Here is a 25054-nt window from a genome sequence, read left to right as displayed (position 1 = left end):
GCGCCAGCTGCCGCTTGGCCCGGCAGTCAGCCGATCCGCAGGCTCTGTCCGCCGTCCACCACCAGCGAGACGCCGGTGATGAAGCTGGCCTCGTCCGAGCAGAGGTAGAGCGCGGCGTGCGCGACGTCCCAGGCGGTGCCCATCTTCTGGTTGAGGGGCACCTGCGCGTCGCGCTTCGCGATCACCTCCTCGCGGGAGTCCCCGATCACACCGATGCGGTTGTCGACGGCCATCGGCGTGTTGATCAGCCCCGGCACGACGACGTTGGCGCGGATGTTGTACTCGGCGTTGCTGATCGCGAGGTTCTGGGTGAGGGCGATCACCCCCGCCTTGGAGGTCTTGTAGGCGATGTAGGGGTAGTTGCTGTAGGCGGCGAAGGACGAGATGTTGAGGATCACCCCTGAGCGCTGCGCCCGCAGCACCGGCAGCGCGTGCTTGCAGGTGATCACCATCGAGCGGAGGTTGACCGCCATCACCCTGTCGAAGGCGTCGCTGTCGACATCGGCGACCGGCGCGTCGCCGAGCGCGAGGCCGGCACCGACGTTGTTGTGGAGGATGTCGATCCGCCCGAAGTGCTCGACGCAGCCGGCGACGAGCGCGGCGACCTCGTCCTCTCTCGTCACATCGGCGCGAAAGGCCGTCGCCTCGCCCCCCTCGGCGGTGATCGCCGCCGCGGTCTCGCTCGCAGAGTCGAGGTCGCGGTCGACGCAGAACAGGCGCGCGCCCTCGCGCGCGTACAACACCGCCGCGGCCCGGCCGTTCCCGATGGACAGCCCCGGCGTCTGCCCAGCGCCCACGAGGAGCGCCACCTTGCCCTGCAGGCGCGAGCCCCCCGGCGCACTGCCGAGCGGGTCGTCGTAGGGGCCGACAGCGGCGGTCATCCTCCGGAGCTCCACACCAAGGCGGAGACCGAGAGCACGCAACCGCTCCCGCCGGCCGTGAGGAAGCTCGCGGGCGGGAGCGTCGCGCGCGCCGAGCCTCCCGCCCAGCGGATCGAGAGCGCCTTGAAGCCGCGACCGCCGCCACGAGCGTCCGCGCAGCGCGCCGTCAGCAGCGCCGTGGCCCCGTCGCCGGGAGCGAGCACGGGCCCGATCGAGTTCGTCGGCCGCGGAGGCGTCGGGGCGGCGGCGACCGGCGCCGCACCACCGACCGCCACCACGGTCGCGACGGCACCGAGACGACAGGAGGCTTCCGAGGAGTTGCTGAGCCGGATCGTGATCCTCGCGGCCGCGGGCGAGACCGCGGCGAGAGTGGCGGCGACCGCTCCGCTCGTGCAGGGCGGCACGCCCTTCGGCACCAGGTGCGCGGGCGGGAAGGGTGCCACCTGGCCGTCGATTGCGGGGTTGAGCTGTTGGGTCAAGTCCGCTCCCTGAGTTCCGAAGAAGGGGTGGGTGACGAAGGTACCGGCGACGATGAGCGCGAGGAACAGCAGGTGAACGGCGCTCCACCCGATGGCCGACCAGAGAGCGCTCCCGTCGCCGGCGCCGCGACCGTCGGGTTCCCGACGAGGCGGGCGGGCCTGACGCTCCCGCCCTCGGTGGCCGGCGAGGAGCGCGCCCAGGTTCCCGAGCGCCAGCGCGGCGAGCGCGGCGGGCAGCGCACCGGCCGGCAGGCGGCCGCGGTCCACGGCATAGGCGACCGCGGCCGCGAGGAACGCGGCGAGGTCGACGAGGAAGAGTCGCCACAGCCTGCGGGTCGTGATGGCAAAACGATAGAGCGGCCGGACCGCTGCGGCGCTCGCTCGCGCGGGTCAGACCACCCCCGTTGGGGCAGATGTTGCCTATTGAGGGTAGATTTGAACCCCCGAATAGGAGGGACGACATGGCGCGGTCGATCTGGAGCGGCTTTTTGAGCTTCGGGCTGGTGAGTGTGCCCGTGGGGCTGTTCAGCGCGACGCGCGACCAGGGCGTCCACTTCAATCAGTTCGAGAAGGGCACGGCCGACCGCATCCGCTACAAGAAAGTGAACGAGCGGACCGGCGAGGAGGTCGCCGCGGCCGACATCGTGCGCGGCATGGACCTCGGCGGCGGCGAGTACGTGATCGTCACCAACGAGGAGCTGAAGAACATCGCCCCCGGCCGGTCGGAGACGATCGAGATCAGTGACTTCGTGGCCCTCGACGAGATCGACCCCCTCTACTTCCAGAGCTCCTACTACCTCGCGCCCCGAGGCAAGGGCGCGGACCGGGCCTACGGTCTCCTGCGCCAGGCGATGCTCGAGTCCAAGCGGGTCGGACTCGCGACCCTCGTGATGCGCGACAAGCAGTACCTCGTCGCCGTGCGCCCCGCCGAGGACGTCCTCGTCCTCGAGACGATGTACTTCGCCGAGCAGGTCCGCGACCCCGCCGAGGAGCTCGACAGCCTCCCCGAGGCCGTGAAGTTCGACGGCCGCGAGCTCGACGTCGCGAAGCAGCTCATCGAGTCGCTGTCGGTCGCCTACGACCCCGAGCGCTACCACGACGAGTACCACGAGCGGATCGAGGCCTTGATCGAGGAGAAGCGCCAGGGACGCTCGCTCGTCTACGAGCCCGAGCGCCCCGTGAGCAACGTGGTCAACCTGATGGACGCGCTGCAGGCGAGCATCGCGAAGGTGCGCGGCACCGCGGTGGAGGCGTCCGTCGAGGAGGTCGCCGAGGCGGCCCCCGCGAAGCGTGCGCGCAAGGCCGTGCCGAAGGCCGCCGAGGAGGTCGAGGCCGGGGCACCCCACGAGCAGCAGCACTTCGAGGGGATGACCAAGGCCGACCTGCTCACGCGCGCCGCCGAGCTCGAAGTCGAGGGGCGCTCTAAGATGTCCAAGGACGAGCTCGTCGTCGCGCTCCGCGAGCGCACCGCCGGAGGCAACCGCAGCCGCAAGGTCTCCTGAGCGCGCCGCGGCGAGCTCCGCACGGCCAGAGGGCGGCCGCCGCGCCCCCACCAACGGCCGCACGGCCCGCCGCCGAGGCACGGTTGTGGGGGCGCGGCGGTAGGACAAGAATGAGCGCGGCGGCGCGGTTCGTCGCCTGCGGCGCTCGCCGCGAGAAGGCTCGGAGGGGCTGTGGCCGATTCCTTGGATTCCGCCGTCGTGATCGACGCGGACGCGCACGTAATCGAGACCGATCGGACGTGGGACTACCTCGAGAAGAGCGAGGCGAAATTCCGCCCCCGCATCGTCACCGCAGACGACGACCCGAACACCCGCTACTGGCTGATCGACGGCAAGCTCGCCGGCCTGCGCACCGCGGCGACGAGCGACGCCGACGTCGAGAAGCGCACGCAGAGCCTCTCCGGCCATCGCGACGTCGCCGCCCCGGCGGCCGCCCGCAAGATGGAGGACATCTCGCTCCGCCTCGAGCACATGACCGAGCTCGGGATCGACATCCAGGTCCTCCACAACTCGGTCTGGATCGAGCAGCTGACCGACCGCCCGGACATCGAGATCGCCCTCGCCCGCAGCTGGAACCGCTGGCTCGCCGACATCTGGAAGGAGGGCGGCGGCCGGCTGCGCTGGACCTGCGTGGTCCCGGTGCTCTCGGTCCCTGACGCACTCGACGAGATCCGCTTCGCGCGCGAGCACGGGGCCGTCGGGGTCTGCATGCGCCCCTTCGACGGCGACCTGATGCTGCTCGACCCCACCTTCCACCCGATCTACGCACTCGCCGAGCAGCTCGACCTCTCGATCGCGATCCACATCGCGAACGGCAGCCCCCGCCTCGTCGACGCGCTGCGGACCCGCTTCAGCCTCCTCGACGGCTTCGGCACCTTCCGGGTACCGACGATGCTCGCCTGCTACGGCCTGCTCCGGAGCGGCCTCTCCAAGGACTTCCCGAAGCTCCGCTGGGGCTTCATCGAGGCCTCGGCGCAGTGGGTGCCGTGGGTGATGAGCGAGCTCGCCCGCCGCAACGGCAAGCGCTTCACCGGGGAGGACAACCCCTTCCGCGACGCGAACGTCTACGTCACCACCCAGACCTCGGACGACATCCGCTACATCCTCGACATCGTCGGGGAGGACAGCCTCGTGATCGGCACCGACTACGGCCACACCGACACCTCGAGCGAGGTCAACGCGATCGCCGTCTTCCGCCGTGGCGACCTCGACGAGCGCTCCAAGCAGAAGATCCTCTCGGACAACCCCGCGGCGCTCTACGGGATCAGCGCCCGCGAGCTCGCCACCGCAGGCTCCTGAGGGGCACCATTTCGCCGGGATCGGGCCGCGCCGGAGGGCCCGCAGGCGGCCGCCGCGGGCGGCGCCCGAGCGATCCCTTGGCATGTTCAAGGATCGGGTCGAAGCGATAGGGTTGGTACGCGCGCCCACTGGCGCCACGGAGACGGGGGGTTACCACGTGACCGTTGACACCGAGAAGCGGGCATTGTCGCCGGACGACCTGATCGCGGCGTGCGAGGCGATCCGCAGCGAGTACCAGAAGGACTACCCCTTCCGCGCGAAGGAGATCCTCAGCCAGGACGAGTTCCCGCGCCTCGCGGCCGGCAAGCGCCGCGCCTTCTCCGGTGGTGACATCAACCACCGCTTCGAGGGCGAGCGCTACATCAACAACCCCGACAAGACGACTCGCCGCCACCAGCTGCGCAAGCTCGTCGACGAGGGCGGTGAGACCTCGGTCGGTGGCGAGAAGGTCGCCCACCCGCTCCTCAGCCGTTGGGAGGCCTACGCCTTTGGCGTCTCGGACGAGGAGATCAACGAGCTCGAGAAGGGCGACGCCGACCCGCAGATCCTCATCTCACGCGGCTGGCGGGTGGCGATGGACCGCTACCAGCACTTCTCCATCGCGATCGGCAGCGGCATGGTCGGCGAGGGCGGCACGGCGATGCACTCCGCCGAGCTCCTCGAGGCGATCGACCGCGACCGCAAGCGCTTCCAGGAGTGGGGAGTGCCGGACATCGAGCGGGCGCTCATGAACCGCTTCGAGCACGCCGGCATCGACATCGAGCACGCCGATTTCAACGAGGAGATCGTGCGCCGCTTCTGCACCACTCCCGAGCTCCAGGAGCAGCTGCTGCACGTCTTCGAGCTCCGCTTCCAGATGGGCGCCGGCGGGGGGATGTAGGGCCCGCCGCACCCCGTCCACCTTCAATCTCGCCACCCACCAAGGGGGAAGTTGTGTCGCAGACGCCGTACGGGCCGGAGGATCTCGCGGTCCCGCCGCTGTCGGGCCAGGAGTTCCTCTCGCTGCTCAGCGAGCAGTACGAGCAGAAGATGTCCGAGCCGCCCGCCTTCTACAAGGAGCTCATCGCCGGCAACCTCTCCCGCGACGCGCTCCAGGCCTGGGTGCTCGACCAGTACTACTACTGGGACCACCTCTACTTCTCGACCGCGGCGATCTACATCAAGACCAACGAGCACGCGATCCGCGCCAAGCTGCTGCGGCGCCTCGTCTGGGTCGAGGGGAAGAACGTCGTCCGCGACATCCGTCCCGAGTGGTCGACGCCCGCCTACGAGGAGCTCTTCGCCCGCCTCGGCGAGTCGCTCGGCGTCACCCGCCAGCAGCTCGCCGAGTGGCGCCCGTACACGCGCACCTTCTTCGCGATCACGACGCTGTGCATGTACTCCCGCGCCTGGGAGTGGACGTGGCTCGACGGCATCGCCAATCTCTACGCTTCGGACCTCTTCTACGTGGGCGTCCTCGGCCAGGTGCGCGACGCGCTGAGCGCGAAGTACGGCGTCGCCGACGCGGACCTCGAGTTCTTCGACGCCGTCCTCGGCGACGCGAAGGAGAACATCGCGTGGGAGGAGGAGGTGCTCGCCCACTGGGCCTGCACCACCGAGCGCCAGCTGCTCGCCGCCCGCGCGCTGCGCGAGCGCCTCGACATCGAGGGGCAGTGCCTCGTCCCCCTCGCCGAGGTGGCGGCGGGCAAGGCACCCTTCCAGGCGCCGGCGGGCGCACAGATCCCGGTCCTTGTCGGAAACGAGATCACGCCGGTCCAGGCGTAGCGCACCGCCCCGATGTCCCTGCCGTTGCCTGACCTTCGCGCGGCGCGCCCCGGTGCCGGTTCTGTGGACGGTGCGCCATGACGACCACGGAGGCCGCCACCGAGGTCCCCCCCGACGAGCGGCCGGCGTTCTCGGTCTTTCCCGGGACCCCGGTCGGTGAGGCGCTGCGCCGCCACTGGCTGCCGGTCCTCCCCCTCGACATCCTCAACCGCCAGCACGCCCGGCGCGTCCGCCTCCTCGGCGAGGACCTCGTCTGCTACCGGGACCGCCTCGGCCGCTACGGGCTGATCGGGGACCGCTGCCCCCACCGCGGGGTGAGCCTCGAGTGGGGTGTCGCCGCCGATGTCGGCCTGCGCTGCCCCTACCACGGCTGGTGCTTCGACAACACCGGCCACTGCGTCGACATCCCCCTCGAGGGGCTGATCACCCGCGACTACGTGCAGATCCGCGCCCACCCGCTCACCGAGCACGGCGGGATGCTGTGGGCCTTCCTCGGCGAGGGGGAGCCGCCCGTCTTCCCGGAGCTGGGCGCTCTCGGCGACCCGAAGATCCTCCGCCATCTCCGCTTCTCGGTCGTGGAGGCGAACTGGCTCGAGGTCCTCGAGGCGCGATTCGCCGGCGCAGGCGCGCTCCCCGCGACCGCCTCCCCCTACGCCTTCCTCGACGCGCCGGCGACCTCGGTCGAGGTGATGGTGACGCCCCTCGACGACGTGAGCACGCTGCTCGTCGCGGGTGACCGCCTCGGGGCGCTCCCGAGCGGCCTCGTGGTGACGACCCCCGCCTCTGACCTCTCGGCCGGCGGCGTGGACGCGCCACCTGACGCCGCGGTGTCGCCCGCCGCCGAGCGCCCCGGCCCGCTCGCGCGGTCCTGGCTGTCGGCGACGCTCGGCATCGCCGCCGACACCGCCGCGGCCGCGGCCGCGCCGACAGCGGGCAGCGTGGACTTCCTCCCCGAGGCTGACGCCGCAGAAGCGGCCGGCCCGCTCCGCGACTTCGCCGCGGTCCTCGCCGCGCTGCCGGCCGCCGTTTCGGGACAGCCCGATCCTCGGATCGCCGAGGCACTCTGCGCACGCCTCGGCGGGGAGGGGGCGGCGCCGCGGTGGTGGGCGCTCGACCTCCTCGTCCGCACCCACCTGCCCCTCTGGTTGGAGGCGGCCGGCGCCGAGGACGCGGCAGCGGCGCTGCGCGACTCGTCGCCGATCGACGGGGAGGGTCCAGCCGCCGAGGCGTTGGGCTCGATCGCCGAAGCCGAGAAGGCCGCCAGCGCGGCCTTCGACAACGCCTTCTCCGACACCCAGAGGGAGCCCTGGAAGCTCGCCTGGCCCTACGTCTGGAACGCCGAGAGCTCGGCGCGCTGGGCACGCGGGCGCGACCGGACGGTCGCCGCCGCGTGGCGGGGCGCCTGGAGCACGGCCTCCGCGGCGCTGCAGGCCGGTGGGACGGTCGCGCTGGCCGCCGCCTTCGGCTCCTCCGGCGCCGGCGGCGTCCTCGCCGCGCACGCCCTCGGAGCCTGCGAGCTGACGGCGCGCGCCCTCGCCTGGCCCTCCTCGTGGACGGCGCGCTGGGCCGAGACGGTTGCCGAGGTGCGCGAGGCGCCGCCCGAGACGCCCGAGGGGCCGCCGCCTTCCGAGGTGCTGGCGGCGGTGACCGCCTCGCTGGTCGCGGCGACCGGCGTCGCGCTCGCCGGCTGATCCCCTGCTCCTCCCCACCGCGGGGCGCGGGGGCAAACCGCCCGCTGGACGTGGTGCGATGCTCCGCCGCGCACTACCCTCAGCGACTGGAGGTCGAGCACTGAATGGCGACACCGACAAAACAGGGCGAGGCGCAGGGCACCCAGCGCGCTGACCAGCTTCGGGTCACCGAGGAGGCCAACGAGCAGGCCGGGCGCGGCCTCGCGCGCCGCTCCCCCTCCGTCGTCGACACCGGAGAGGGCGCGCCGCTCCCCCGCGGCATCCACGGCCTGCAGCGGCTCGTCGGCAACCGGGCACTGCGGTCGGCGCTCGCCGGCGACAACGCCGTGCAGCGCATCCCGGCACCGGTCCTCCACCAGCTGGCGACGGGCGGCGTGGGCAACCGCAACGCCGGCGCGCTGCTCGGTCGCCCGCTCCCGGAGCGGGAGGAGTCGGCGACCGCGCAGGAGCTGCCGACCGCCCAGCGCTTCCTCGGCGAGCTCGTCGGCGAGTTCGCCGGCGACCTGTTCGAGGAGATGTTCGGCGGCAAGAAGAAGAAAAAAAAGGAAGCCGAGGCGAAGAAAAAGGCCGAGGAAGAGGCGAAGAAGAAGGCCGCGCTCACGCCGAAGGCGAAGGCACCCACCCGGCGGCCCCTCGTCGGCCCCCGCCCGAGGCCGGGCGCCACCCCCGGCGGGGGCGTCACCTCGGGCGAGCCCGAGACCGAGACGATGTCGATGGAGGAGTCCGAGGGGATCACCACCCGCCCCCGCTCGAACGCGATCACGAGCGACGACCCCTATGCGATCCGCATGGCGGAGCGCCGCGCCCGCCTCGCGCGCAACCGCCGCGGCACGGCGCGCAGCGAGCTACGGCGGCGTCGGGCACCGGACCTGTCGGGGCGTCGCCGCCCGGGGATGGAACGCCGGGCGCGCCTGCGGGACGAGCGGATGTGGGGATCAGAACGGCGCACGGCGCGGCGCTCCGAGGTGCGCGGCGCGCGCACCGAGAAGACCACCGCCTTCCGCCAGTGGTACGAGCGACGGCTGAAGTCCGGCGAGCCGGTGGGCAAGCCCGCTCAGGAGAAGGCGAAGTTCGAGGAGTTCTGGGCGCGCCGCCAGAACGAGCGCCGCGAGACCAGCCCCGGCCTCACCGACGACGTCGTCGAGGGTGTCGGGACGCTGTTCGGCGAGGGCGGCGAGTAGCTCCAGCGACAGCTGGCGCGCCCGGCCGCCGTGGCGACCGCCGCCGACTTCTGGCCGAACCCAGTGTCGGGCCCTCGGCGGCGAACCGAATCTCAAGACGTTGCCGTCGGGAATCGACGACAGCTCCTTCGTGCTGACCCCACTCGGTGTCCTCTGGCAAGTGGACGTCTGCCCCGACCGTGTGCCATTCGCGTGCAATTGCGTCGGCGTCGTCCACCTACAGGTACGCGGGGCGTGCCTTGCTGGCGCCTGCTGACCTGGCACCACCCCCAGGCGGAGCTCGACCCCATCTCGGCTCGCGAAGCCGTAGCCGTCGTAGTACTTCCGCGTGGAAAAGCCCAACCGCTCGTAGAAGGCCAACGCGACGCGCAGATCACGAACGGGAAAGATCCGCGCGGCTCGCTTGAGGATCGTCATCGAGAAAGGGTACCGACGCGCCACTGCGCGCGGCCTCTCAGGACGCTCGCCACGTCACTTTTGGAGGCGGGCTCAGGCTGGCGCCGGGGGTGCGGCGATCGGCTGCAGCCCGCGGCCGGGCACTCGGGTGTAACCGTCGGGCACGAAGACCGCCATCGCCCGCTCGAGCTCCTCGGCGTGCCGCGTCACCTCGGCGACATCGACGCGCGCGAGCACCGCCGCGAAGCCGGCCCGCTCGAGCCATTCCGCGAGGTGGTCGCGCACCTGGGCGATGAACCAGGCCAGCGGGTCGCCGAGGGATCGGTCGAACGCGAAGCGGTCCGCGGGGGGTGCGTGGAAGTGGGGCTCCTCGGCGAAGTCGTCGAAGCGCAGCATCTCCGCCCACAGCGGGCCGTCGGGGCCGAGCACCCGCAGCGTCGGGCCACGCCCCCGGAAGGACACGTCGAAGCGGAGGCCCCCGAACTCAAAGACGCGGCCGTCGCTCTCGGAACGGGCCTGCTCGGTCGCTACCTCGGCCATGTCGCCGCCTCCTTCATGGAATTGCCACTGCGCCCGCGGCCACGCGCGAGCCCGGTTCAGCGGTGACGTGGCGGCACGGCCGCCCGCACCACGATGGTGGTCGCCTTCAGGGCCTTGCTGCCCGCGAGGGAAGCCACCGGTGGCTCCGTCTCGCGGCGGCGGCTCCGCGCCCGAAGAGGAGATCCGTTCGCATGTCGAACTAATTGTACGCCGAATTCATTCGTGATCCCTGGCGGAACTACCAGGAATTGCCCGAAGGCGGCGTCACCAGCGCGCTGCGCTTCTCGCTCGTTCCACCTGCGGGCATCGCCGAGGTCCACCCGCCACCACAACCTGTCGGTGTCAGGCGGTGCGCTCCGCGTAGAAGCGGGGGGCCACCTCGGCCCAGTTCACACAGTGCCCCAGGGGGAGCCTCCCTTCCAGCCGGTGGAACAGGTCGGCGAAGCGCAGGGCGATCGCCTCGTAGGCGTCGTCGGTGATCCCCGCGATGTGCGGGGTGGCGAGCACCTGGGGATGCCCGAGCAGCGCGTGGTCAGGCTCGAGCGGCTCCCGCCAGTAGACGTCGAGCGCGACCGTGAGCCGGCGTCCCGAGGCGAGGGCCGCGACGAGCGCCTCCTCGTCGACGAGTGCGCCACGCCCGGCGTTCACGAGACAGGCTTCCTCCCGAAGGAGCTGCAGCTCCGGTGCACCGATGATCCCCCGTGTCTCGGGGGTGAGCGGGAGACAGAGGAAGACGAAGTCGCTCGTGCGCAGCACCCCTGCGAGAGCGGCCGGGCCGTACACCTCCCGCAGCCCGGGGAGCATCGATCGTGACCGCTGCGGGTGCGCCGTCACCGCCGCGAGCTCCATCGAGAAGGCCGAGAGGCGGGCGGCAAGGGCGCGACCGATGCCGCCGAGCCCGATGATCGCCGCGCTCTTGCCGGTGAGAGCGCGGCCGATGGGCGCTCCCCACGTGCTCCCCGCGCGCATCGCCGGATCGAGCTGGCCGAGGCGCCGTGAGAGCGCCAGCGCGGCCATCACGCACCACTCGGCGACCGAGTCCGCACTACCGGACTCGAGGCTCGTCACGTTGCCGACGGCGATTCCCCTCTCGGTCGCGGCGGCGATATCCACGCCTTCGAGCCCCGCTCCCCACTGCTGGACGACGCGCAGCCCCGAGACCGTGTCGAGGAGCGCGGCGTCGACCGGCGCCATGAGTGGGACGAGCACCTCGGCACCCTTCGCGACCCCGGCGCCCGAGCGGTCGAGATCGGCCATTTGAATTCCGGGGACGACCACTGCCAGATGGCCCCTCGCCGCCGGAAACTCCGGACCGGCGAAGAGCACGCGCGGTCTGTCCACGGACCCAGTCTCGCGGAGCACGCGGCGCGCCCGCGAGGCCGGGGCCCCCAGGCGAACGCGCCACCCCAGAGGCCGCGCCACTCAGAGGTACAGCCCCGGACGGCGCTCAGCGACGCGGTGCGCGATCGGCTTGCGCACGGTCTCCCGGGCGATGACCTCGGCGAGCGTCATCGGCCGGGCGCTGGGTACCGGCGATCGTGGTGGTCGTCGGCGTGACCGGGATGGTCACGGGACCGAGATTCCCGAGCGCGGTCGCGATCGAGGCGACGACATAGATCGCCACCGCGAGCTCGAACAGGGTTCCGGCGAGCAGCGATGCGGGCCGCGTCAGAAAGCGCATTCGTCGACCTCCCCGGAAGGTTCACGACGAATGTACCTTTTGTACTGTCACATGCCGAGGCAGAATCGCGCGAAGAGGCAAGGCCTTTGCGGCCCTCCGACTACGAGAGCGAGTGCGCGGACGTCAGCCTCTCGGGTCTGTCTCCTCGTAGCGCGCCACCGTGAAGGCGACGATTGCCGGCACGTCGACCGCGAAGACGACGAGCGTCAGCAGTAGCACGGTGAGCGTCGCGCCACGGGTGTGGTCGTAGATGAACACGAAGCCGAGGAGGCCGGCGATCACCAGATAGGCGACGAAGGACCAGCGCGCGACGAGGAAGAAGGTCGTCCACGCGAAGGGCCGAATACGGCTGAGGAGCACCACTGCGGCGACGGTGAGCACCCCGCCGCCGGCGAGCAGTCCGATCGCCGGCGCGAGGGGCGGCGGATGCGGCAGGTGCGCAGCGAGGTACACGCCGCCGGAGAGCATCAGCGCGACTGAGGCCACCACGAGCTCGGCGACAGGCGGGAGGTGGCGCTCGCTCGCGGCCACCTGCGTGCTGCGGTCGGCGTCGGTCATGACGCCGTCGCGATCCTGGTCATGATCACGAGCGTTGCCACCTGCATCGCGCCGGTGACGCCGGCGGTGTAGATGAACCGCTTCATCAGCCGACCGATCACCTCGCCGTTGGGCCTCGGCTTGTTGAGCTCGAAGAGGACGGCGATGTTCGCTGGCTCGAGGAGGCCGAGGGCGACCACCGCCATCACGGCGACGACGATCAACGACGCGACGATCCAGCCGTGGTGCGAGTAGTTCGACAGGAGGTACCCGTCGTGGCGGGCGACCTGCCACCCCGCCGCGAGGGTGCAGACGACGAGCGTCGGCATGATGAGGACCATCTTCGGCATGAAGCGGCTCGAGAACTCGACGCGAGCGGGGATCGAGAGCCGACCGAGGATCGGGCCGATCACGAAGCCGAGGAAGAGGTCGATACCGGTCCACAGCCCGCCGGCGACGACGTGAAAGAAGTCGAGCGCCCAGTAGTGGTTCGTCGCGATGCTGACGACGAGGCCGACGATCAGGACGCCGACGATGGGCAGCCCCTTCAGCGGAACGATCTCGAAATGACGAGGCGGTGGCGGTGCATCGTGCTCTGGCGCAGCCGCCTCCACGGAGGTCATCGTCATGGCCCAGTCCCCCCTTCTGGCGCGAAGCGCAACGACTGGACACGATACCGCCGGCACACCTGAGCGGGAGGGTTCCCGAGCTCGAGGGCGGGCTGAGGCGCGGGTACCGTCGTCGTGACAGTGACCGGCGAAGGCCGGACTGGCGGGAGGCCGAGATGAGCGAGCGGACGACGGACACGACAGAGCGGAACCTCGCCGACCAGGTGGCGGTGATCACCGGAGGCGGCCGGGGCCTCGGGCGTGCCATCGCGCTCGCCTGGGCGGAGCGCGGGGCGCGCGTGCTGTGCAGCGCCCGCAGCCGCGCCGAGCTCGAGGACACCGCCGCGGCGATCACCTCGCGAGGCGGGGAGGCGGAGATCCTGCCCGCCGACGTCGCTTCCGAACAGGACATGCAGCGGCTGATGGCGCACGCTGTCGAGCGCTTCGGCCGCCTCGACGTCGTGCTCTTGAACGCCGGGGTCAACGGTGGCCGGCTGCCGATCGAGCAGCTCCCCATGGAGGACTGGCGGCAGTGCCTCGACATCAACCTCACCGGCGTCTTCCTCGGGATCAAGGCCGCGGTGCCGCATCTGCGCGCCGCGGGCGGGGGAAAGATCATCGGCATGGGCTCGGGCTCCTCGCTCCACTCCCCCGCCGAGCACGCCGGCTACTCCGCCTCGAAGGCCGGGCTGACGGCGCTCCTCCGCTCGGCGGCGCGTGAGCTGCGGCCCGATCACATCGCCGTCAACGAGCTGCACCCCGGCCCGACGGCGACAGCGATGCACGGGGTGACGACAAGCGACCCGACCGAGTCCGACATCGTCGACCACCCCCGCCGCCGACAGGAGGGCGGAGAGTGGTTCAAGGCGCCGCAGGTGGTCGCCGAGCTCGCCTGCTTCCTCGCGGGCCTCCCGAACGACGGCGTCACGGGCCAGCTCTTCAGCCTGAACTCGTTGCGGTAGCAGGGCGCCTCGGCGCGCCTCGCCGGGCTCTCAGACCCAGAGATCCTCTTCGTTCATGCCGGTCATGTCGGGCAACCAGCTCCACAGCGCGGATGCCCACGACGAGGACGTCTCCACCAGCGCCTGGGTGTTCAGCTCGACCTCGTAGCCGTAGGAGAAGCCGACGCCGGCGACGACCTTGCCGCCAGAGCTGAAGGAGATCTTGCCACCCGTCCAGGAGATCGACCCGTAGATCTCCCCACCGACCCCGTAGTGCAGGCCGAGTCTGCCCTGCACGGTGCCGAGGCTTGCGCCACCGCTCTTCAGGCGCACGGTGACCGTTCCCTCGGTCCCCGTGCCGACGAGGGCGCTCGCCTTGCCCTTCGCCGAGACGTCGCCCGTCGTCGCGTTGTACGAGGCCTTCCCAGACGCGCTTCCCTTTGCGCCGGCAAAGCTCTCGAGCTGGCCGCTTCCCTCGAGGCGCTGGCCGGCGATGTCCCAGTTCAACTGGCTCGACTTGGTCTCATGGGAGGCTCCGAGCACGAACTCGACGTTGCCCTCCCCCTCCATGCCGTCGGCCTTGGCGAGCGTCGATGCGGTGGCCGTGGCCTTTCCCGCCGACCCCTCCGCGGAGAGCGACGCGGTGTTCTTCAGGCCGCCCTCCCCCGTGAGGGAGGCACCGGCCTTCCCCTTCACGTCGCCGACGCTCGTGCCCTTTTTCTCCATCGAGCCCTTCACGAGGTTGATCTCGATCTCTGAGGGGGCGAAGGGGTTCTTGGACTCGTCGGCATCCTCCTGCTCCGCGTCGCCGAAGGCGGCTTCGGCGACCGACGCGCCGCCTTCCCCCTTCGCGAGCTCGGCCGAGCCGTACTCGGGGCCGTCACCGCCCTCGTCGTTCTCCTCCTCGGCGGCCTCGCTCGTCGAGACCTTCCCCGGAAGGAACGAAGTGGCCCATCCCCACCAGCCCGCCTTGGCGCTCTTCTCGTCGGCGCGCTGCTTCTGGCCGCGCTTGATCCTCAGGCGCACCGCCCGGTCGCGGTCGGGGTCCCCGACCGGGGGCAGCGGCCCCTTCAACAGTTCGGCATCGCTCTTCAGCCGCTGCACCGTGGTCCCCGCGGCGAGCGCCCGCTGCACGGCCCTGTTCCCGGCGATCTGCTGGAGCGCGAGCACCCCGCCGGTGGTGAGCGGGTGGCGGAGGTCGGGCACCGCCACGGCGCGCGCCGGCGCGACCGCAGCGACGCGCTGGTCGCCTGTCTCGCGAACGGCCCGCGTGCGCACCGGCAGACTCTATCGACAGAGCCGTGCCGAAACCTCAGGTCCCGGCACGGATTCCCCGTGCTGCCGCCGTCTGAGCGGCGGTGTGGATGGGTACGCTCAGCCCAGGGTGACCCGCGCACTTTTCTCCGCTGCCAGTAATGGCTCTGACCGCCGGCGGCGCGAGCGCGCCCCGCGGGCCGCCCGAGGCGAACAGTGAGCCCTGCCGCGGCCGAAGGGTCAGAGCCCGGCCAACCGCGGCGGTGGGGGGCGCTCAGCCGCCCGCGCGTGCGCCAGGCAGCGGGCGCCGCCACCCTGACGGCCGTGCTCGTGCTCGGTGGCGCGCTCGTGCTGAGCGTGGTGGGAAGCCCCTCGCGGGCCGGCTCCGCAGCGCTCCCCCGCCATCACCGCCCCCCCGCGGCGTTGCGGCTGGTCGAGATCTCGCCGCCCACGCACGCCACCGGCGTCTCCTACTCGGCGCCGATCGAGCTCACCTTCTCGACACCGCTCGCTCGTCACGTGCCCGACCCAGTGATCACCCCGACCATCTCGGGGCGCTGGTCGCACCCCTCCCCGAAGGTGCTCAGGTTCACACCGAAGGAGAACTTCCTTCCCTTCACCGTGGTGCACCTCTTCATCCGCGGCGGCGTGAACGGGCTCCGGGCGAGCGACGGCGCGCGCCTGCCGGCGACGGTCGAGACCGGGTTCACCGTCGCCGGTGGCTCCATCCTCCGCCTCCAGCAGCTCCTCGCCGAGCTGCACTACCTGCCGGTCGCCTTCGCACCGGCGGGCCCCGGCGCGACCGCCGCGAGGGTGGCCACGGCGCTCGGGAAGGAGCCGACCAATCCGCGCGCCGTCGCCCTGTCCCCCGTGGCCGGCTCCTTGACCTGGCGATTCCCCAACGTTCCGGCACCGTTGCGCGCCAACTTCGCGCCGGGGGCGTGGGACGTCGCCACCGAGGGCGCGGTGATGGCCTTCCAGTCCGAGCACCACCTCGACATCAACGGCGAACCGACGGGCGCCCTCTGGCAGTCCGTACTCTCGGTCGTCGCCGCCCACCGACCCACCGCGCGGCCCTACGACTACCTGCTCGTCACCGAGAGCCAGCCCGAGACGCTCTACGTCTGGCGGGAGGGCAAGGTCATCTACCAGACGCCGGTGAACACCGGCGTGAGCGGCGCGCCGACCGCGCTCGGAACCTTCCCCGTCTACTCCCGTTTCACCGTGACGACGATGAGCGGCACCAACCCCGACGGCAGCCACTACGTCGACCCGGGGATCCCGTGGGTCTCGTACTTCAACGGCGGCGACGCGGTGCACGGCTTCGTCCGCCCCGGCTACGGCTACCCGCAGAGCGACGGTTGCGTGGAACTCCCGATCGGCAACGCCGCGCAGGTCTACCCGCTCGATCCCTACGGGACGCTCGTCACCGTGACCACGGGCTACTTCTCGACCGAACTCGGTGCGGCCCAGCCGAGGGTCCTCCCGCCGCCGCCGCCCGCGCCGACCAATGCGTCGGCGCCGACGACGACCTCGACGAGCACCACCACCACCACGACCACGACGCCACCCCGCCACCAAAAGCCGAGGCGGCACCCGGTGGCGACGACCACGACCGCCACCAGCACCACCACGACCACCGCGGCCTCACCGAGCGGCGCGTCCTAGGCTCGCTCCGCTCGCGGCCATCCGCGCCGAGCCGGCGGGACTCCCGCGCCGCGCTCAGGGGGCCGGGGGGACCTCGCAGCTCTGGGCGCCGCAGACCTCGCCGGCCGACTCGACCTCCGCGGCCCCTTCTCGCCAAGCAGTCTCGAGGGCGGCGAGGAAGGTCTCAGGGCTCTGCGCGCCCGACACCCCGTAGCGGCCGTCAAGGACGAAGAACGGGACGCCGTTGATTCCGAGGTCCCTCGCTGCCTGCTCGTCGGCGCGCACCTCGGCGCAGTAGCGCTCGCCGGAGAGCATCTCGTCGCTCTTCTCGGCGCTCAGCCCCACCTCGGCGCCGAGGCGAACGAGCGTCGCCCGCTCACCGATCGGCTCGCCGTCGGCGAAGTAGGCGCGCATCAGACGCTCCTTCAGCGCTCCCTGCACGCCGACCTCGCCGGCGAGGTGCAATAAACGGTGGGCGTCGAAGGTGTTGCCGCGCCGCGTCTGGTCGAAGTGGAACTCGAGGCCCTCCTCGGCGGCGACCTCGGCGAGTCGCTGCTGGGACGCCACCGCCTGCTCGCGGGACATTCCGTACTTGTTGGCGAGGTGGGTCGCCGAGTCGACGCCCGAGGATCGCGGGGCGTTCGGATCGAGCTCGAACGAACGGAACCGGACCTCGACCTCCGCCGCGTGCTCGAAGCGGGCGAGCGCCGCCTCGAAGCGCGCCTTTCCGATGGCGCACCAGGGACAGACCACGTCGGAGAAGATCTCGACCTTCATGGATCATGAAACGGCGCGCCGCGCTCGGCTATTCCGAGCGCGGCGACCGGGCGCTGCCAGCCGACGACCGAGCCGCTCCTCCAGCGGCCGGCCTGGACCTCGCAGAATCCTGGGCGGAGGACACCGACGATGCGGAAGTGCTCACCTGCTAGGGGCGACGCGCGGTCGGACCCACGACCCGGGACGAGGCCGGCGCGACCGAACGGGCCGGCGGGCGGCAGCGCTCGTAGGCGGGCGCTTCGGCACCTATGTCGGTGTCCTCAACCTCTTCGTCGCGACCGCGGGCATCGCCGTCGGGCAGGCGGGCGCGACGACGATCGCGGCGCAGCGGACAGTGCTCAGCAGCACCTCAGCGCCGAACGGGGTCGCCTTCGACGCAGCCGGTGACCTCTTCGTCGCGAGCGGCGGCGTCAACGCGATGGCCGTCGACTCCGTGGCGTCGGGGACGATCTTCGGTCAGCCCGTCACCGCCGGCGTCCCGGTCGGCCTCGACACGACGTCGGCCGCCTCCGGCGTCTGCAACCCGAACGCGGTCGCCTTCGACGGGGCGGGCGACCTCTTCCTCGTCAATGGCTGCGGCCGGCCGGTCTCGGTCCTCGCGAAGGCGTCCGGGACGGTCTTCGGACAGGCCGTCGTCGCCAACACGCTGACGGCGCGGCGGGGCCTCACCGGCGTCGGTCTCGTCTTTGACGCCGCGGGCGACCTGTTCCTCTCCGGCGGAGCCTCCGATTCCATTTCGGTCCTCCCGAAGACCGGGCCGACGACGATCTTCGGACAGCCCTTCCCGACGGCGAACTCGCCTGCGGTGCTCGCAGCGGCCTCCCGACTGAACCGGCCGACGGGCCTCGCCGTCGGCACCCGGCTCGCCGCGACCCGCTGCCCGAGCCACGAGGTCTGCGTCGCGACCGTCCCCGAGGGCCTGCGCGGGACCGCCGCCGCCCGGCTCACCACCACCTCCGGCCCCTCCAAAGGGACGGCCTTCCCCGGCAGCTAGCGCCGCGCCACCGCGGAGCCGTACGCCAGAAAACCCGCTCCTCCGCGGCCCGTCGGGCGGTCAGCGACCGCGCAGCCGATCGATCTGCCGGCGGTCCCGTTTGGTCGGCCGCCCCGCCGCCGGGTCGCGCAGGCCGACGCCGGCCCGGTCCTCCCTCGACGGCGGTGGCGGGCTGCGGTCGAGCATGCACGAGGCCGCCAACGCTGCACCGACGCGCTTGTCGATCACCTCGAGGACCTCGAGGACGCGTGTCCGCTCGCCGGCGCGGGCGATCACCTCGTCGCCGCGACGGACGGCGGTCGACGGCTTCGCGTTCGCCCCGTTGACCTTCACGTGACCGGCCCGGCACAGCTCGCTCGCCGCGGAGCGCGTCGGCGCGACGCGCACCGCCCACAGCCACTTGTCGACCCTCGTCACTTCCACGCGGCCAGCGTGTCACGGCTCTCCCGCGGGCGACGGGAGGTCCCTCGCCCCGATCGGACGCCGCGGCCCCCCGGCGGTGCGAGAGAGTGGGTGACCATGTCGTCCCTACGCGAGCTGAGCGCCGCCGACGGCGACGATGCCCTCGAGGGCTTCCTCGGGTGGACCGAGCGCCAGGGCCTCACGCTCTATCCGGCGCAGGAGGACGCGCTCGTCGAGGTGTTTGCCGGCTCGCACGTGATCGTCAGCACCCCGACCGGCTCGGGCAAGAGCCTGATCGCGCTCGGAGCGCACGTCGCCGCGCTCTCCGAGCACAAGCGCTCCTTCTACACCGCGCCGGTGAAGGCGCTCGTCTCGGAGAAGTTCTTCGCACTCTGCGGCGACCTCGGCGCGGAGAACGTCGGGATGCTGACCGGCGACGCGTCGATCAACGCGCGCGCCCCGGTGGTCTGCGCGACGGCCGAGATCCTCGCCAACATGGCGCTCCGCAGCGGTGCGACGACCGAGGTCGACCAGGTCGTGATGGACGAGTTCCACTTCTACGGTGATCCGGACCGCGGCTGGGCCTGGCAGGTCCCGCTCCTCGAGTTCACCGGCGCGCAGTTCATCCTGATGTCGGCGACGCTCGGCAACACGACCGCCATCGAACAGGGGCTGCGGCGCCGGACGGGGCGCGCGGTCGCGGTCGTGCGCTCCGCGACGCGCCCGGTTCCGCTCGTCTTTCAGTACCGCGCCACCCCCCTGCTCGAGACGATCGAGTCGCTGCTCGCGGCGGACCAGGCACCGCTCTACGTCGTCCACTTCACCCAGGCCCAGGTGCTCGAGCGCGCACAGGCGCTCACCTCCGCGCAGCTCACGACGAGGCCCGAGCGCGACGCTGTCTCCGCCGCGCTCGAGGAGTTCCGCTTCGCCCCGGGGTTCGGCCGCACGCTCTCGCGCCTCCTCCACCACGGCATCGGCGTCCACCACGGGGGGATGCTCCCGAAGTACCGGCGCCTCGTCGAGCGGCTCACCAAGGCGGGGCTGCTGCGCGTCGTCGTCGGCACCGACACCCTCGGAGTGGGGGTCAACCTGCCGCTCCGCACGGTCGTGCTCTCGGGCCTCGCGAAGTACGACGGGACGACCTCCCGCCTCCTCAACGCCCGCGAGTTCCACCAGATCGCGGGGCGGGCGGGACGCGCCGGCTACGACGCCTCGGGGCTCGTCGTCGTGCAGGCCCCAGAGCACGTGATCGAGAACGAGCAGGCGCAGAAGAAGGTCGCGGGCGACGCCCGCCGGACGCGCAAGCTCGTCAAGCAGAAGCCGCCGCGGGGCTACGTCCCCTGGGACGAGGCCGTGTTCAACAAGCTCGTCGCCGCCTCGCCGGAGCCCCTCGTCTCGCAGCTGCGGGTCAACCACTCGACGCTGCTCAACGTGCTCGACCGCCCGGGCGACGGCTGCGCGGCGCTCGCCCAGCTGTTGTGGGACAACGACGAGCCGCGGTCGGTCCGCCGGCGCCTCGTCCGCCAGGCGATCGCGATCTACCGCTCGCTGATCGCCTCGGGCACCCTCGAGCGCCTCGACGAGCCCGACGAGAAGGGGCGCACGATCCGCGTGCTGCGGGACCTGCAGGTCGACTTCGCCCTCGACAGTCCGCTCAGCCCCTTCGTCCTCGAGGCCGTCCCGCGACTCGACGCTTCCTCGCCGGCCTGGGCGCTCGACGTCGTGAGCGTGATCGAGTCGACCCTCGAGAACCCGACCCGCGTCCTCGTCGCGCAGCTCGACCGGCTGAAGACCGAAGCGATGACGACGATGAAGGCGGCCGGCGTCGAGTACGAGGAGCGCATCGAGGCGCTGGAGCAGATCGAGTACCCGAAGCCCCTTCGCGACTGGACCTACGACCTGTTCAACTCGTACCGGGTCGCCCATCCCTGGGCGGCGGACTTCACCATCCGCCCGAAGTCGGTGGTGCGCGACCTGTTCGAGCGGGCGATGACCTTCTCGGAGTACGTCGCCCACTACGGCCTCACCCGCTCCGAGGGCGTCGTCCTCCGCTACCTCTCCGACGTCTACCGGAGCCTCGTGCGCACCGTCCCGGAGGACCTGAAGACCGAGGAGCTCCTCGACCTCACCGAATGGCTGGGTGAGCTCGTCCGCCAGGTGGACTCCAGCCTGATCGACGAGTGGAGGCATCTCGCGGCGGCAGCGGAGGCCGGGACCCTCGATGACGCCGTGCAGGAGATCGGCCTCGAGCTGCACAGCGGCGAGGCACCGCCTCCACCGGTGACGGCGAACGCGCGGGCCTTCCGGGTGATGGTCCGCAACGCCGCCTTCCGCCGGGTCGAGCTCGCCGCACGGCGCGACGCGGCCGGGCTCGCCGAAGCCGAGGAGCCCGCAGGCCTGGACCTCGCCGCCTGGTCCGCCGCGCTCGAGGGCTACTCCGCCCTGCACGGGGCGATCGGGACCGGCGCCGGGGCGCGCGCTGGTGCGTGGTTCACCCTCGTCGAGGGCCCCGCGAGCTGGCACGTGCGGCAGGTGCTCGATGACCCGGAGGGTGACCACGACTTCGCCATCGTCGCCGAGGTCAGCCTCGCCGCCTCCGACGCGGCGGGCTCGCCCGCCTGGCGGACGCTGCGCGTCGAGCAGGGATGAGGCCGGTCGGACTTCCTCACACCTGCCCGAGCAGGAGCGGGCCGCTGCTCGCGACGCCGCCGCGGCGCGAGCCTGCGGGCGCACGGGGCGAACTCACGGCACGACGATGACCGGCCAGCGTGCGTGCCGCTGCAGACGGCCGGCAAGCGAGCCGGGAAGGCGCAGGCGCGACCTGCGGGCTCCGAGCACGACCGCATCGGCGCGCAGCGAGTCGGCGAGCGCAGCGACCTCGGCGCCGCTGCTGCTCTCGAGCGCGACTGTCCTCACGCGGAGGCCCTCGTTGGCCGCGCCCTCGAGCAACCTGGCGGGGAGATCGGGGTCCGAGGGTCGATCGATGGCGGGGACGGCGGTCAACGCGAGAGAGGCGCAGGCGGTCCACGTCCAACAAGGCTGTGGCTGCACGTGCGAGACGACGAGGGTCGCACCGATCCGACGAGCGAGGCCCGCCGCGTAGGTCGTCGCACGCTCGGTGGAGGCCGAGTCCTCGATCGCCACGACGACGACGATCGCCTCGTCGCCCACCCAGCTGAGTGGCTCCGGCGACCGCTTCGACTTTGCTCTGAGCACGTGCGGGGCCTAGTGATGGAGGAGCGGGAGCCCATGGTGCCGGCTCGTCCGATGGTGCTCGAGCCGCCCGTGCCGTTCGGCCGGACAGCCCTGCGGGTGCGCCAGCCCGCCCACGGTCATCGCGTAGTGCTCACAACGCGGGCAGCGTTCGAAGCGCTCGCCGAAGACCGCCGCGATCAGCCCGGCGACGCCGGTCACCGCGGTCGCGACCCAGAGCACCCCGCCGACGACGACTGCGATCAGGAACAGCGAGAGTTCCGTGGCCCCCTCCTCTTTCGAACCTCTACCGTACATGTACGATACACCTCTTCTGTACGCGTACGTGCGCGGTATCGTGGAGAAATGCCAGCACGGGGGTCGGCGCACTCCTCGACCTCCCCGCTGCAGACGCGGCGGGCGCCTCGGGGGACGATCTCGAGGGAGCGCGTGGTCGACGCGGCGACGCTCATCGTCGCGGACGAGGGCTACGACGCCCTCACCATCCGCTCCCTCGCCGCTCGCCTCGGCGTCGCCCCGATGTCCCTCTACCACCACGTGCGGGACAAGGACGACCTTCTCGACGAGGTCGTCGATCGGCTCCTCGAGCGCTTCTGGCGCCCCGACGCCGACGAGAGCGACTGGACCGGATGGCTCGCCGAGGCCGCAGCGCGCCTGCGCGCCTTTCTCGTGGGCCAGCCCGCCGCGATGCACGTCTACCTCCGCCACCCGGTGGCCTCTCCGGCGGCGCTCACCCGCATGGCTTCGATGCTCGCGGTGCTGCAGCGCGGCGGCTTCGACGAGCACGCCGCGCTCCGCGCCTACGCCGCGGTCCAGACCTACACGATCGGCTTCGCGGCGCTCGAGGCCTCACGCGAGCGCTCTCGATCGACGAGCGAGGCGGACGACCCGATGCGCGCGCAGCTCGCCGCCTTCACCTCACCACAGCAGTTCGCCGACGGCCTCCGCTTCCTCCTCGACGGCATCGAGCGCAACGCGAACCGCCCCTCGCCCTGAGCGCGCGCGGCGCGTGCGGAGCGCTAACGGGGCGCGGGCGCCGGGCGCCGTCGGAGCACCCAGCGCCGCAGCCCGAGGCCGCTGACGACGACCAGCGCGGCGACGCCGCACCAGAGGCTCACCACCGAGAAGCGCCGCAGGAAGGCGATCCCCGCCGCCTTCGCATAGGTGTCGCTCGACGCCGCGTACATGCCGATCGGAAAGACGATGCTCCACAGCGACGCCTCGTAGTCGATCGGCCACCGTGTGATCGCGTGGCGCCAGAGGCCGAGGCCGAGGAGGAACGGGATCAGCCACGTGCCGACCGCCCAGAGCACGAAGCAGAGGCCGTCGATCAGCGACGCCGTCGTGCGCACGACCGGGATGTCAGAGGAAAGCTCGAGGATGCGGCCACCGGCGAGCACGCTGATCGCGCCGGCACCCATCGTGATCCACAGCGAGGGCGAGATCGACGAGGGTGTCGGTGGGGCGCGCAGCAGGCCGAGCACGATCACCCCCGTGACGAGGAGGTAGAGGGCGAGGCCGATCCCCCAGAGCGAGACCGCGACGTCGGCGAGGACCCCGCCGGCGGAGGGCTCGGCGACGGCCAGCGTGGCCCCGACGACCGCCACCGACTGCGTGGCCACCACCCACAAGAGCCAACCGGCGTCGACATGGCGGGCCGCGGTCGCGGCGCGCGGCGTGAGCAGCACGGTGAGGGGGATCGCGTAGGTGAGCACGAGCCAGACGGCTCCCCCGAACGCCGCGAGGGCGAGCGCCGAGCGGGGGTGGCCGGCCTCCAGCAGCCGAACGGCGAGCACGTTGGTGCCGGCCACGAGGGTGAAGAAGCCGAAGGCGCTCGTCGGATCCCGGAGATCGCCGAGCACCGTTGCCGGCCAGCAGGCGACGCGGGCCGTCGTCGCGACGAGCAGCGCTCCGAAGCTCGTCGCTGCGACCGCGAGCAGCGCCCGCGAGAGCCACGCCGGGCCGAGGAGGTGGGTGTCGATCGACAGGATGCCGGTCGCCATCACCGCGGCGAAGGAGCCGGGGTGCAGCCGTCGCAACGCGCCGGACGGCGCGCTCACCCCGGGCGCCCCGGAGGTGCTCCCCGGGGCGGGCGTCAGCAACTGACGAAGTTCCGCTCGACCTGTCGCATTGCGATGTGCACGGTATTCGATCCCTGCCTCGGGAGGGTGGCCGGCGCGGACGGACTCATGAACGACGCCGTATCTGGGTATCTATATGTCCGCACCTCTGAAGGAGGAAAGGGATGACCCAGCTACTTACTCTGACAGCAGGCACCGAGGTCGACTGCGTGGACGGGAGCTGCGGCCAGGTCGACCGGGCACTGGTAGATCCCGCGAGGAGGGTCCTCCGGCACCTCGCCGTGGAGGGCCCCGGCGAGGAGACCGGCCGCCTCGTCCCCTTCGACCGCGTCGAGTCCGTCGCCGCGCACATCAAGCTCGACTGCTCCCGCGCCGAGTACGAGGCGTTCGAGAGCGCGGCGGTGGCCCACCAGGTCCCGAACCTCTCCGGGGCGGCGCTCGGAGGCTCCATCGCGCGCACCGTGCTCGATCACACCGTTCCTGCAGGAGAGGTCGAGGTCCGAGACGGCGAGGACGTGCGCGCCGACAACGGTCGCCTGGGGCGCCTCCGGGGGATCGTGGTCGACGGGGACGACGGGCGCATCCAACGCATTCTCGTGACGGTCGGCCACCTGTTCAACAAGCGCGAGGTCTCGCTGCCGGCGTCGATGGTCGCGAACTTCGACGACGAGAGGGTCCGGCTCGCCGGCTCGAAGAGTCAGCTGATGAAGAGGATCCCGGTGTAACGGGGGGTGCCGATGCTCAGGCCTGCAACGCCCCGACTGCGTGCTCGGTGAAGTCCGCGAGCTCGTCGAGCACCTCACAGACCAACTCGGGCATGTGGCGCAGCTCGGCCAGCAGGACGCTCGTCCCCACCTCAGCGAACGCACGCTTCACCCGGTCGAGGCGGGTCGCGACGGCTTGCACCATGGCGAGCACCTCGGCGTCGACGTCGAGCTCCTCCTCGAGGGAGCAGCGGTCGGTGCCCGGGCCAACGACCGGGCTGCCGACACCCTGCTCGACGAACCACAGGTAGTCGTCGGGGCGAACATCGGTCTGCCTCGCGGGCCTCGGCGTGGGGGGTGCGGCTGTCTCAGTTCTCATGACTACTCAACGCCCGAGACCGGGAAAACTCGCGCTGAGATCCCAAAGATATTTTCCGCGACAAATCGCTCAATTCCCCGCGACCGCCCGTCGTTAGCGCGCG

Annotated in this window: 27 protein-coding genes; 13 read left to right on the top strand and 14 right to left on the bottom strand. The window is 71.7% G+C overall.

The window, feature by feature from the left end; translation table 11 throughout:
* Positions 1-26: 26 nt before the first annotated feature.
* Both VNF07_01135 and VNF07_01130 read right to left on the bottom strand, forming a co-directional pair.
* Positions 27-881: an SDR family NAD(P)-dependent oxidoreductase gene (locus VNF07_01135; protein ID HVB04843.1), complete on the bottom strand. Its 855-nt coding sequence runs from the start codon at positions 879-881 to the stop codon at positions 27-29.
* On the bottom strand, positions 878-1627 hold the full coding sequence (locus VNF07_01130; GenBank protein HVB04842.1) for a DUF4232 domain-containing protein: 750 nt from the start codon (positions 1625-1627) through the stop codon (positions 878-880). The genes VNF07_01135 and VNF07_01130 overlap by 4 nt, the downstream gene beginning before the upstream one ends.
* A 194-nt stretch (positions 1628-1821) precedes the next feature.
* On the opposite strand from VNF07_01130, the gene VNF07_01125 reads away from it, so the two are divergent.
* The 6 genes from VNF07_01125 to VNF07_01100 all read left to right on the top strand — a co-directional run bounded on the left by VNF07_01125 (position 1822) and on the right by VNF07_01100 (position 8797).
* The gene (locus VNF07_01125; protein HVB04841.1) at positions 1822-2862 is read left to right on the top strand and encodes a Ku protein; all 1041 of its coding nucleotides are present in this window, start codon (positions 1822-1824) and stop codon (positions 2860-2862) included.
* 171 nt (positions 2863-3033) lie between these two features.
* Complete coding sequence (locus VNF07_01120) at positions 3034-4161, top strand: amidohydrolase family protein (protein ID HVB04840.1); 1128 nt, start codon at positions 3034-3036, stop codon at positions 4159-4161.
* Between the two features lie 157 nt (positions 4162-4318).
* Positions 4319-5041 carry a hypothetical protein gene (locus VNF07_01115; GenBank protein ID HVB04839.1) on the top strand — a complete coding sequence of 241 codons (723 nt, stop codon included), beginning with the start codon at positions 4319-4321 and terminating at the stop codon, positions 5039-5041.
* A gap of 53 nt (positions 5042-5094) precedes the next feature.
* Positions 5095-5925, top strand: coding sequence for a hypothetical protein (locus tag VNF07_01110; protein ID HVB04838.1), 831 nt, complete (start codon positions 5095-5097; stop codon positions 5923-5925).
* Positions 5926-6002: 77 nt separating this feature from the next.
* Complete coding sequence (locus VNF07_01105; GenBank protein ID HVB04837.1) at positions 6003-7616, top strand: Rieske 2Fe-2S domain-containing protein; 1614 nt, start codon at positions 6003-6005, stop codon at positions 7614-7616.
* A gap of 104 nt (positions 7617-7720) precedes the next feature.
* Positions 7721-8797 (top strand): hypothetical protein, encoded by a 1077-nt coding sequence (locus tag VNF07_01100; GenBank protein HVB04836.1) that lies wholly within the window; start codon positions 7721-7723, stop codon positions 8795-8797.
* Between the two features lie 489 nt (positions 8798-9286).
* Here the strand turns inward: VNF07_01100 and VNF07_01095 are convergent, their stop codons facing one another.
* The 5 genes from VNF07_01095 to VNF07_01075 form a co-directional block, all read right to left on the bottom strand.
* The gene (locus VNF07_01095; GenBank protein ID HVB04835.1) at positions 9287-9733 is read right to left on the bottom strand and encodes a hypothetical protein; all 447 of its coding nucleotides are present in this window, start codon (positions 9731-9733) and stop codon (positions 9287-9289) included.
* 342 nt (positions 9734-10075) lie between these two features.
* Positions 10076-11074, bottom strand: coding sequence for an NAD(P)-dependent oxidoreductase (locus tag VNF07_01090; protein HVB04834.1), 999 nt, complete (start codon positions 11072-11074; stop codon positions 10076-10078).
* 106 nt (positions 11075-11180) lie between these two features.
* Positions 11181-11414 (bottom strand): hypothetical protein, encoded by a 234-nt coding sequence (locus VNF07_01085; GenBank protein HVB04833.1) that lies wholly within the window; start codon positions 11412-11414, stop codon positions 11181-11183.
* A 123-nt stretch (positions 11415-11537) separates the two neighbouring features.
* Positions 11538-11972, bottom strand: a complete 435-nt coding sequence (locus VNF07_01080; protein HVB04832.1) for a hypothetical protein — start codon at positions 11970-11972, stop codon at positions 11538-11540.
* The gene (locus VNF07_01075; protein ID HVB04831.1) at positions 11969-12580 is read right to left on the bottom strand and encodes a hypothetical protein; all 612 of its coding nucleotides are present in this window, start codon (positions 12578-12580) and stop codon (positions 11969-11971) included. Before VNF07_01075 ends, VNF07_01080 begins: the two co-directional genes overlap by 4 nt.
* A 155-nt stretch (positions 12581-12735) precedes the next feature.
* On the opposite strand from VNF07_01075, the gene VNF07_01070 reads away from it, so the two are divergent.
* Positions 12736-13521 (top strand): SDR family oxidoreductase, encoded by a 786-nt coding sequence (locus VNF07_01070; GenBank protein ID HVB04830.1) that lies wholly within the window; start codon positions 12736-12738, stop codon positions 13519-13521.
* Between the two features lie 30 nt (positions 13522-13551).
* On the opposite strand, the gene VNF07_01065 is transcribed toward VNF07_01070, so the two are convergent.
* Positions 13552-14778: a hypothetical protein gene (locus tag VNF07_01065; GenBank protein HVB04829.1), complete on the bottom strand. Its 1227-nt coding sequence runs from the start codon at positions 14776-14778 to the stop codon at positions 13552-13554.
* Between the two features lie 192 nt (positions 14779-14970).
* Here VNF07_01065 and VNF07_01060 point away from each other — a divergent pair, with 192 nt between their 5' ends.
* Positions 14971-16422, top strand: a complete 1452-nt coding sequence (locus tag VNF07_01060) for a L,D-transpeptidase family protein (GenBank protein ID HVB04828.1) — start codon at positions 14971-14973, stop codon at positions 16420-16422.
* 54 nt (positions 16423-16476) lie between these two features.
* On the opposite strand, the gene VNF07_01055 is transcribed toward VNF07_01060, so the two are convergent.
* Positions 16477-17178 (bottom strand): DsbA family oxidoreductase, encoded by a 702-nt coding sequence (locus VNF07_01055; GenBank protein ID HVB04827.1) that lies wholly within the window; start codon positions 17176-17178, stop codon positions 16477-16479.
* Between the two features lie 5 nt (positions 17179-17183).
* On the opposite strand from VNF07_01055, the gene VNF07_01050 reads away from it, so the two are divergent.
* On the top strand, positions 17184-17330 hold the full coding sequence (locus tag VNF07_01050; protein ID HVB04826.1) for a hypothetical protein: 147 nt from the start codon (positions 17184-17186) through the stop codon (positions 17328-17330).
* Positions 17331-17512: 182 nt separating this feature from the next.
* On the top strand, positions 17513-18172 hold the full coding sequence (locus tag VNF07_01045; GenBank protein HVB04825.1) for a hypothetical protein: 660 nt from the start codon (positions 17513-17515) through the stop codon (positions 18170-18172).
* 60 nt (positions 18173-18232) lie between these two features.
* On the opposite strand, the gene VNF07_01040 is transcribed toward VNF07_01045, so the two are convergent.
* Positions 18233-18595: an RNA-binding S4 domain-containing protein gene (locus VNF07_01040; GenBank protein ID HVB04824.1), complete on the bottom strand. Its 363-nt coding sequence runs from the start codon at positions 18593-18595 to the stop codon at positions 18233-18235.
* 96 nt (positions 18596-18691) lie between these two features.
* On the opposite strand from VNF07_01040, the gene VNF07_01035 reads away from it, so the two are divergent.
* Positions 18692-21223: a DUF3516 domain-containing protein gene (locus tag VNF07_01035; protein ID HVB04823.1), complete on the top strand. Its 2532-nt coding sequence runs from the start codon at positions 18692-18694 to the stop codon at positions 21221-21223.
* 93 nt (positions 21224-21316) lie between these two features.
* Here VNF07_01035 and VNF07_01030 read toward each other — a convergent pair whose 3' ends face one another.
* Positions 21317-21745 carry a universal stress protein gene (locus VNF07_01030; protein HVB04822.1) on the bottom strand — a complete coding sequence of 143 codons (429 nt, stop codon included), beginning with the start codon at positions 21743-21745 and terminating at the stop codon, positions 21317-21319.
* A gap of 54 nt (positions 21746-21799) precedes the next feature.
* Positions 21800-22084 carry a hypothetical protein gene (locus VNF07_01025; GenBank protein HVB04821.1) on the bottom strand — a complete coding sequence of 95 codons (285 nt, stop codon included), beginning with the start codon at positions 22082-22084 and terminating at the stop codon, positions 21800-21802.
* 48 nt (positions 22085-22132) lie between these two features.
* On the opposite strand from VNF07_01025, the gene VNF07_01020 reads away from it, so the two are divergent.
* Positions 22133-22783: a TetR/AcrR family transcriptional regulator C-terminal domain-containing protein gene (locus tag VNF07_01020; GenBank protein HVB04820.1), complete on the top strand. Its 651-nt coding sequence runs from the start codon at positions 22133-22135 to the stop codon at positions 22781-22783.
* 23 nt (positions 22784-22806) lie between these two features.
* Here VNF07_01020 and VNF07_01015 read toward each other — a convergent pair whose 3' ends face one another.
* Positions 22807-23889 (bottom strand): tellurite resistance/C4-dicarboxylate transporter family protein, encoded by a 1083-nt coding sequence (locus tag VNF07_01015; GenBank protein HVB04819.1) that lies wholly within the window; start codon positions 23887-23889, stop codon positions 22807-22809.
* Positions 23890-24032: 143 nt separating this feature from the next.
* On the opposite strand from VNF07_01015, the gene VNF07_01010 reads away from it, so the two are divergent.
* Positions 24033-24593, top strand: coding sequence for a PRC-barrel domain-containing protein (locus VNF07_01010; protein ID HVB04818.1), 561 nt, complete (start codon positions 24033-24035; stop codon positions 24591-24593).
* Positions 24594-24609: 16 nt separating this feature from the next.
* Here VNF07_01010 and VNF07_01005 read toward each other — a convergent pair whose 3' ends face one another.
* Positions 24610-24951: a hypothetical protein gene (locus VNF07_01005; protein HVB04817.1), complete on the bottom strand. Its 342-nt coding sequence runs from the start codon at positions 24949-24951 to the stop codon at positions 24610-24612.
* Positions 24952-25054: the final 103 nt, after the last annotated feature.

The sequence above is a fragment of the Acidimicrobiales bacterium genome (assembly GCA_035533595.1).
In the GTDB taxonomy this organism is placed as follows: domain Bacteria; phylum Actinomycetota; class Acidimicrobiia; order Acidimicrobiales; family Bog-793; genus DATLTN01.
The sequence above is the reverse complement of the archived record's forward strand: the minus strand, read 5'-3'. Positions and strand labels throughout refer to the sequence as shown.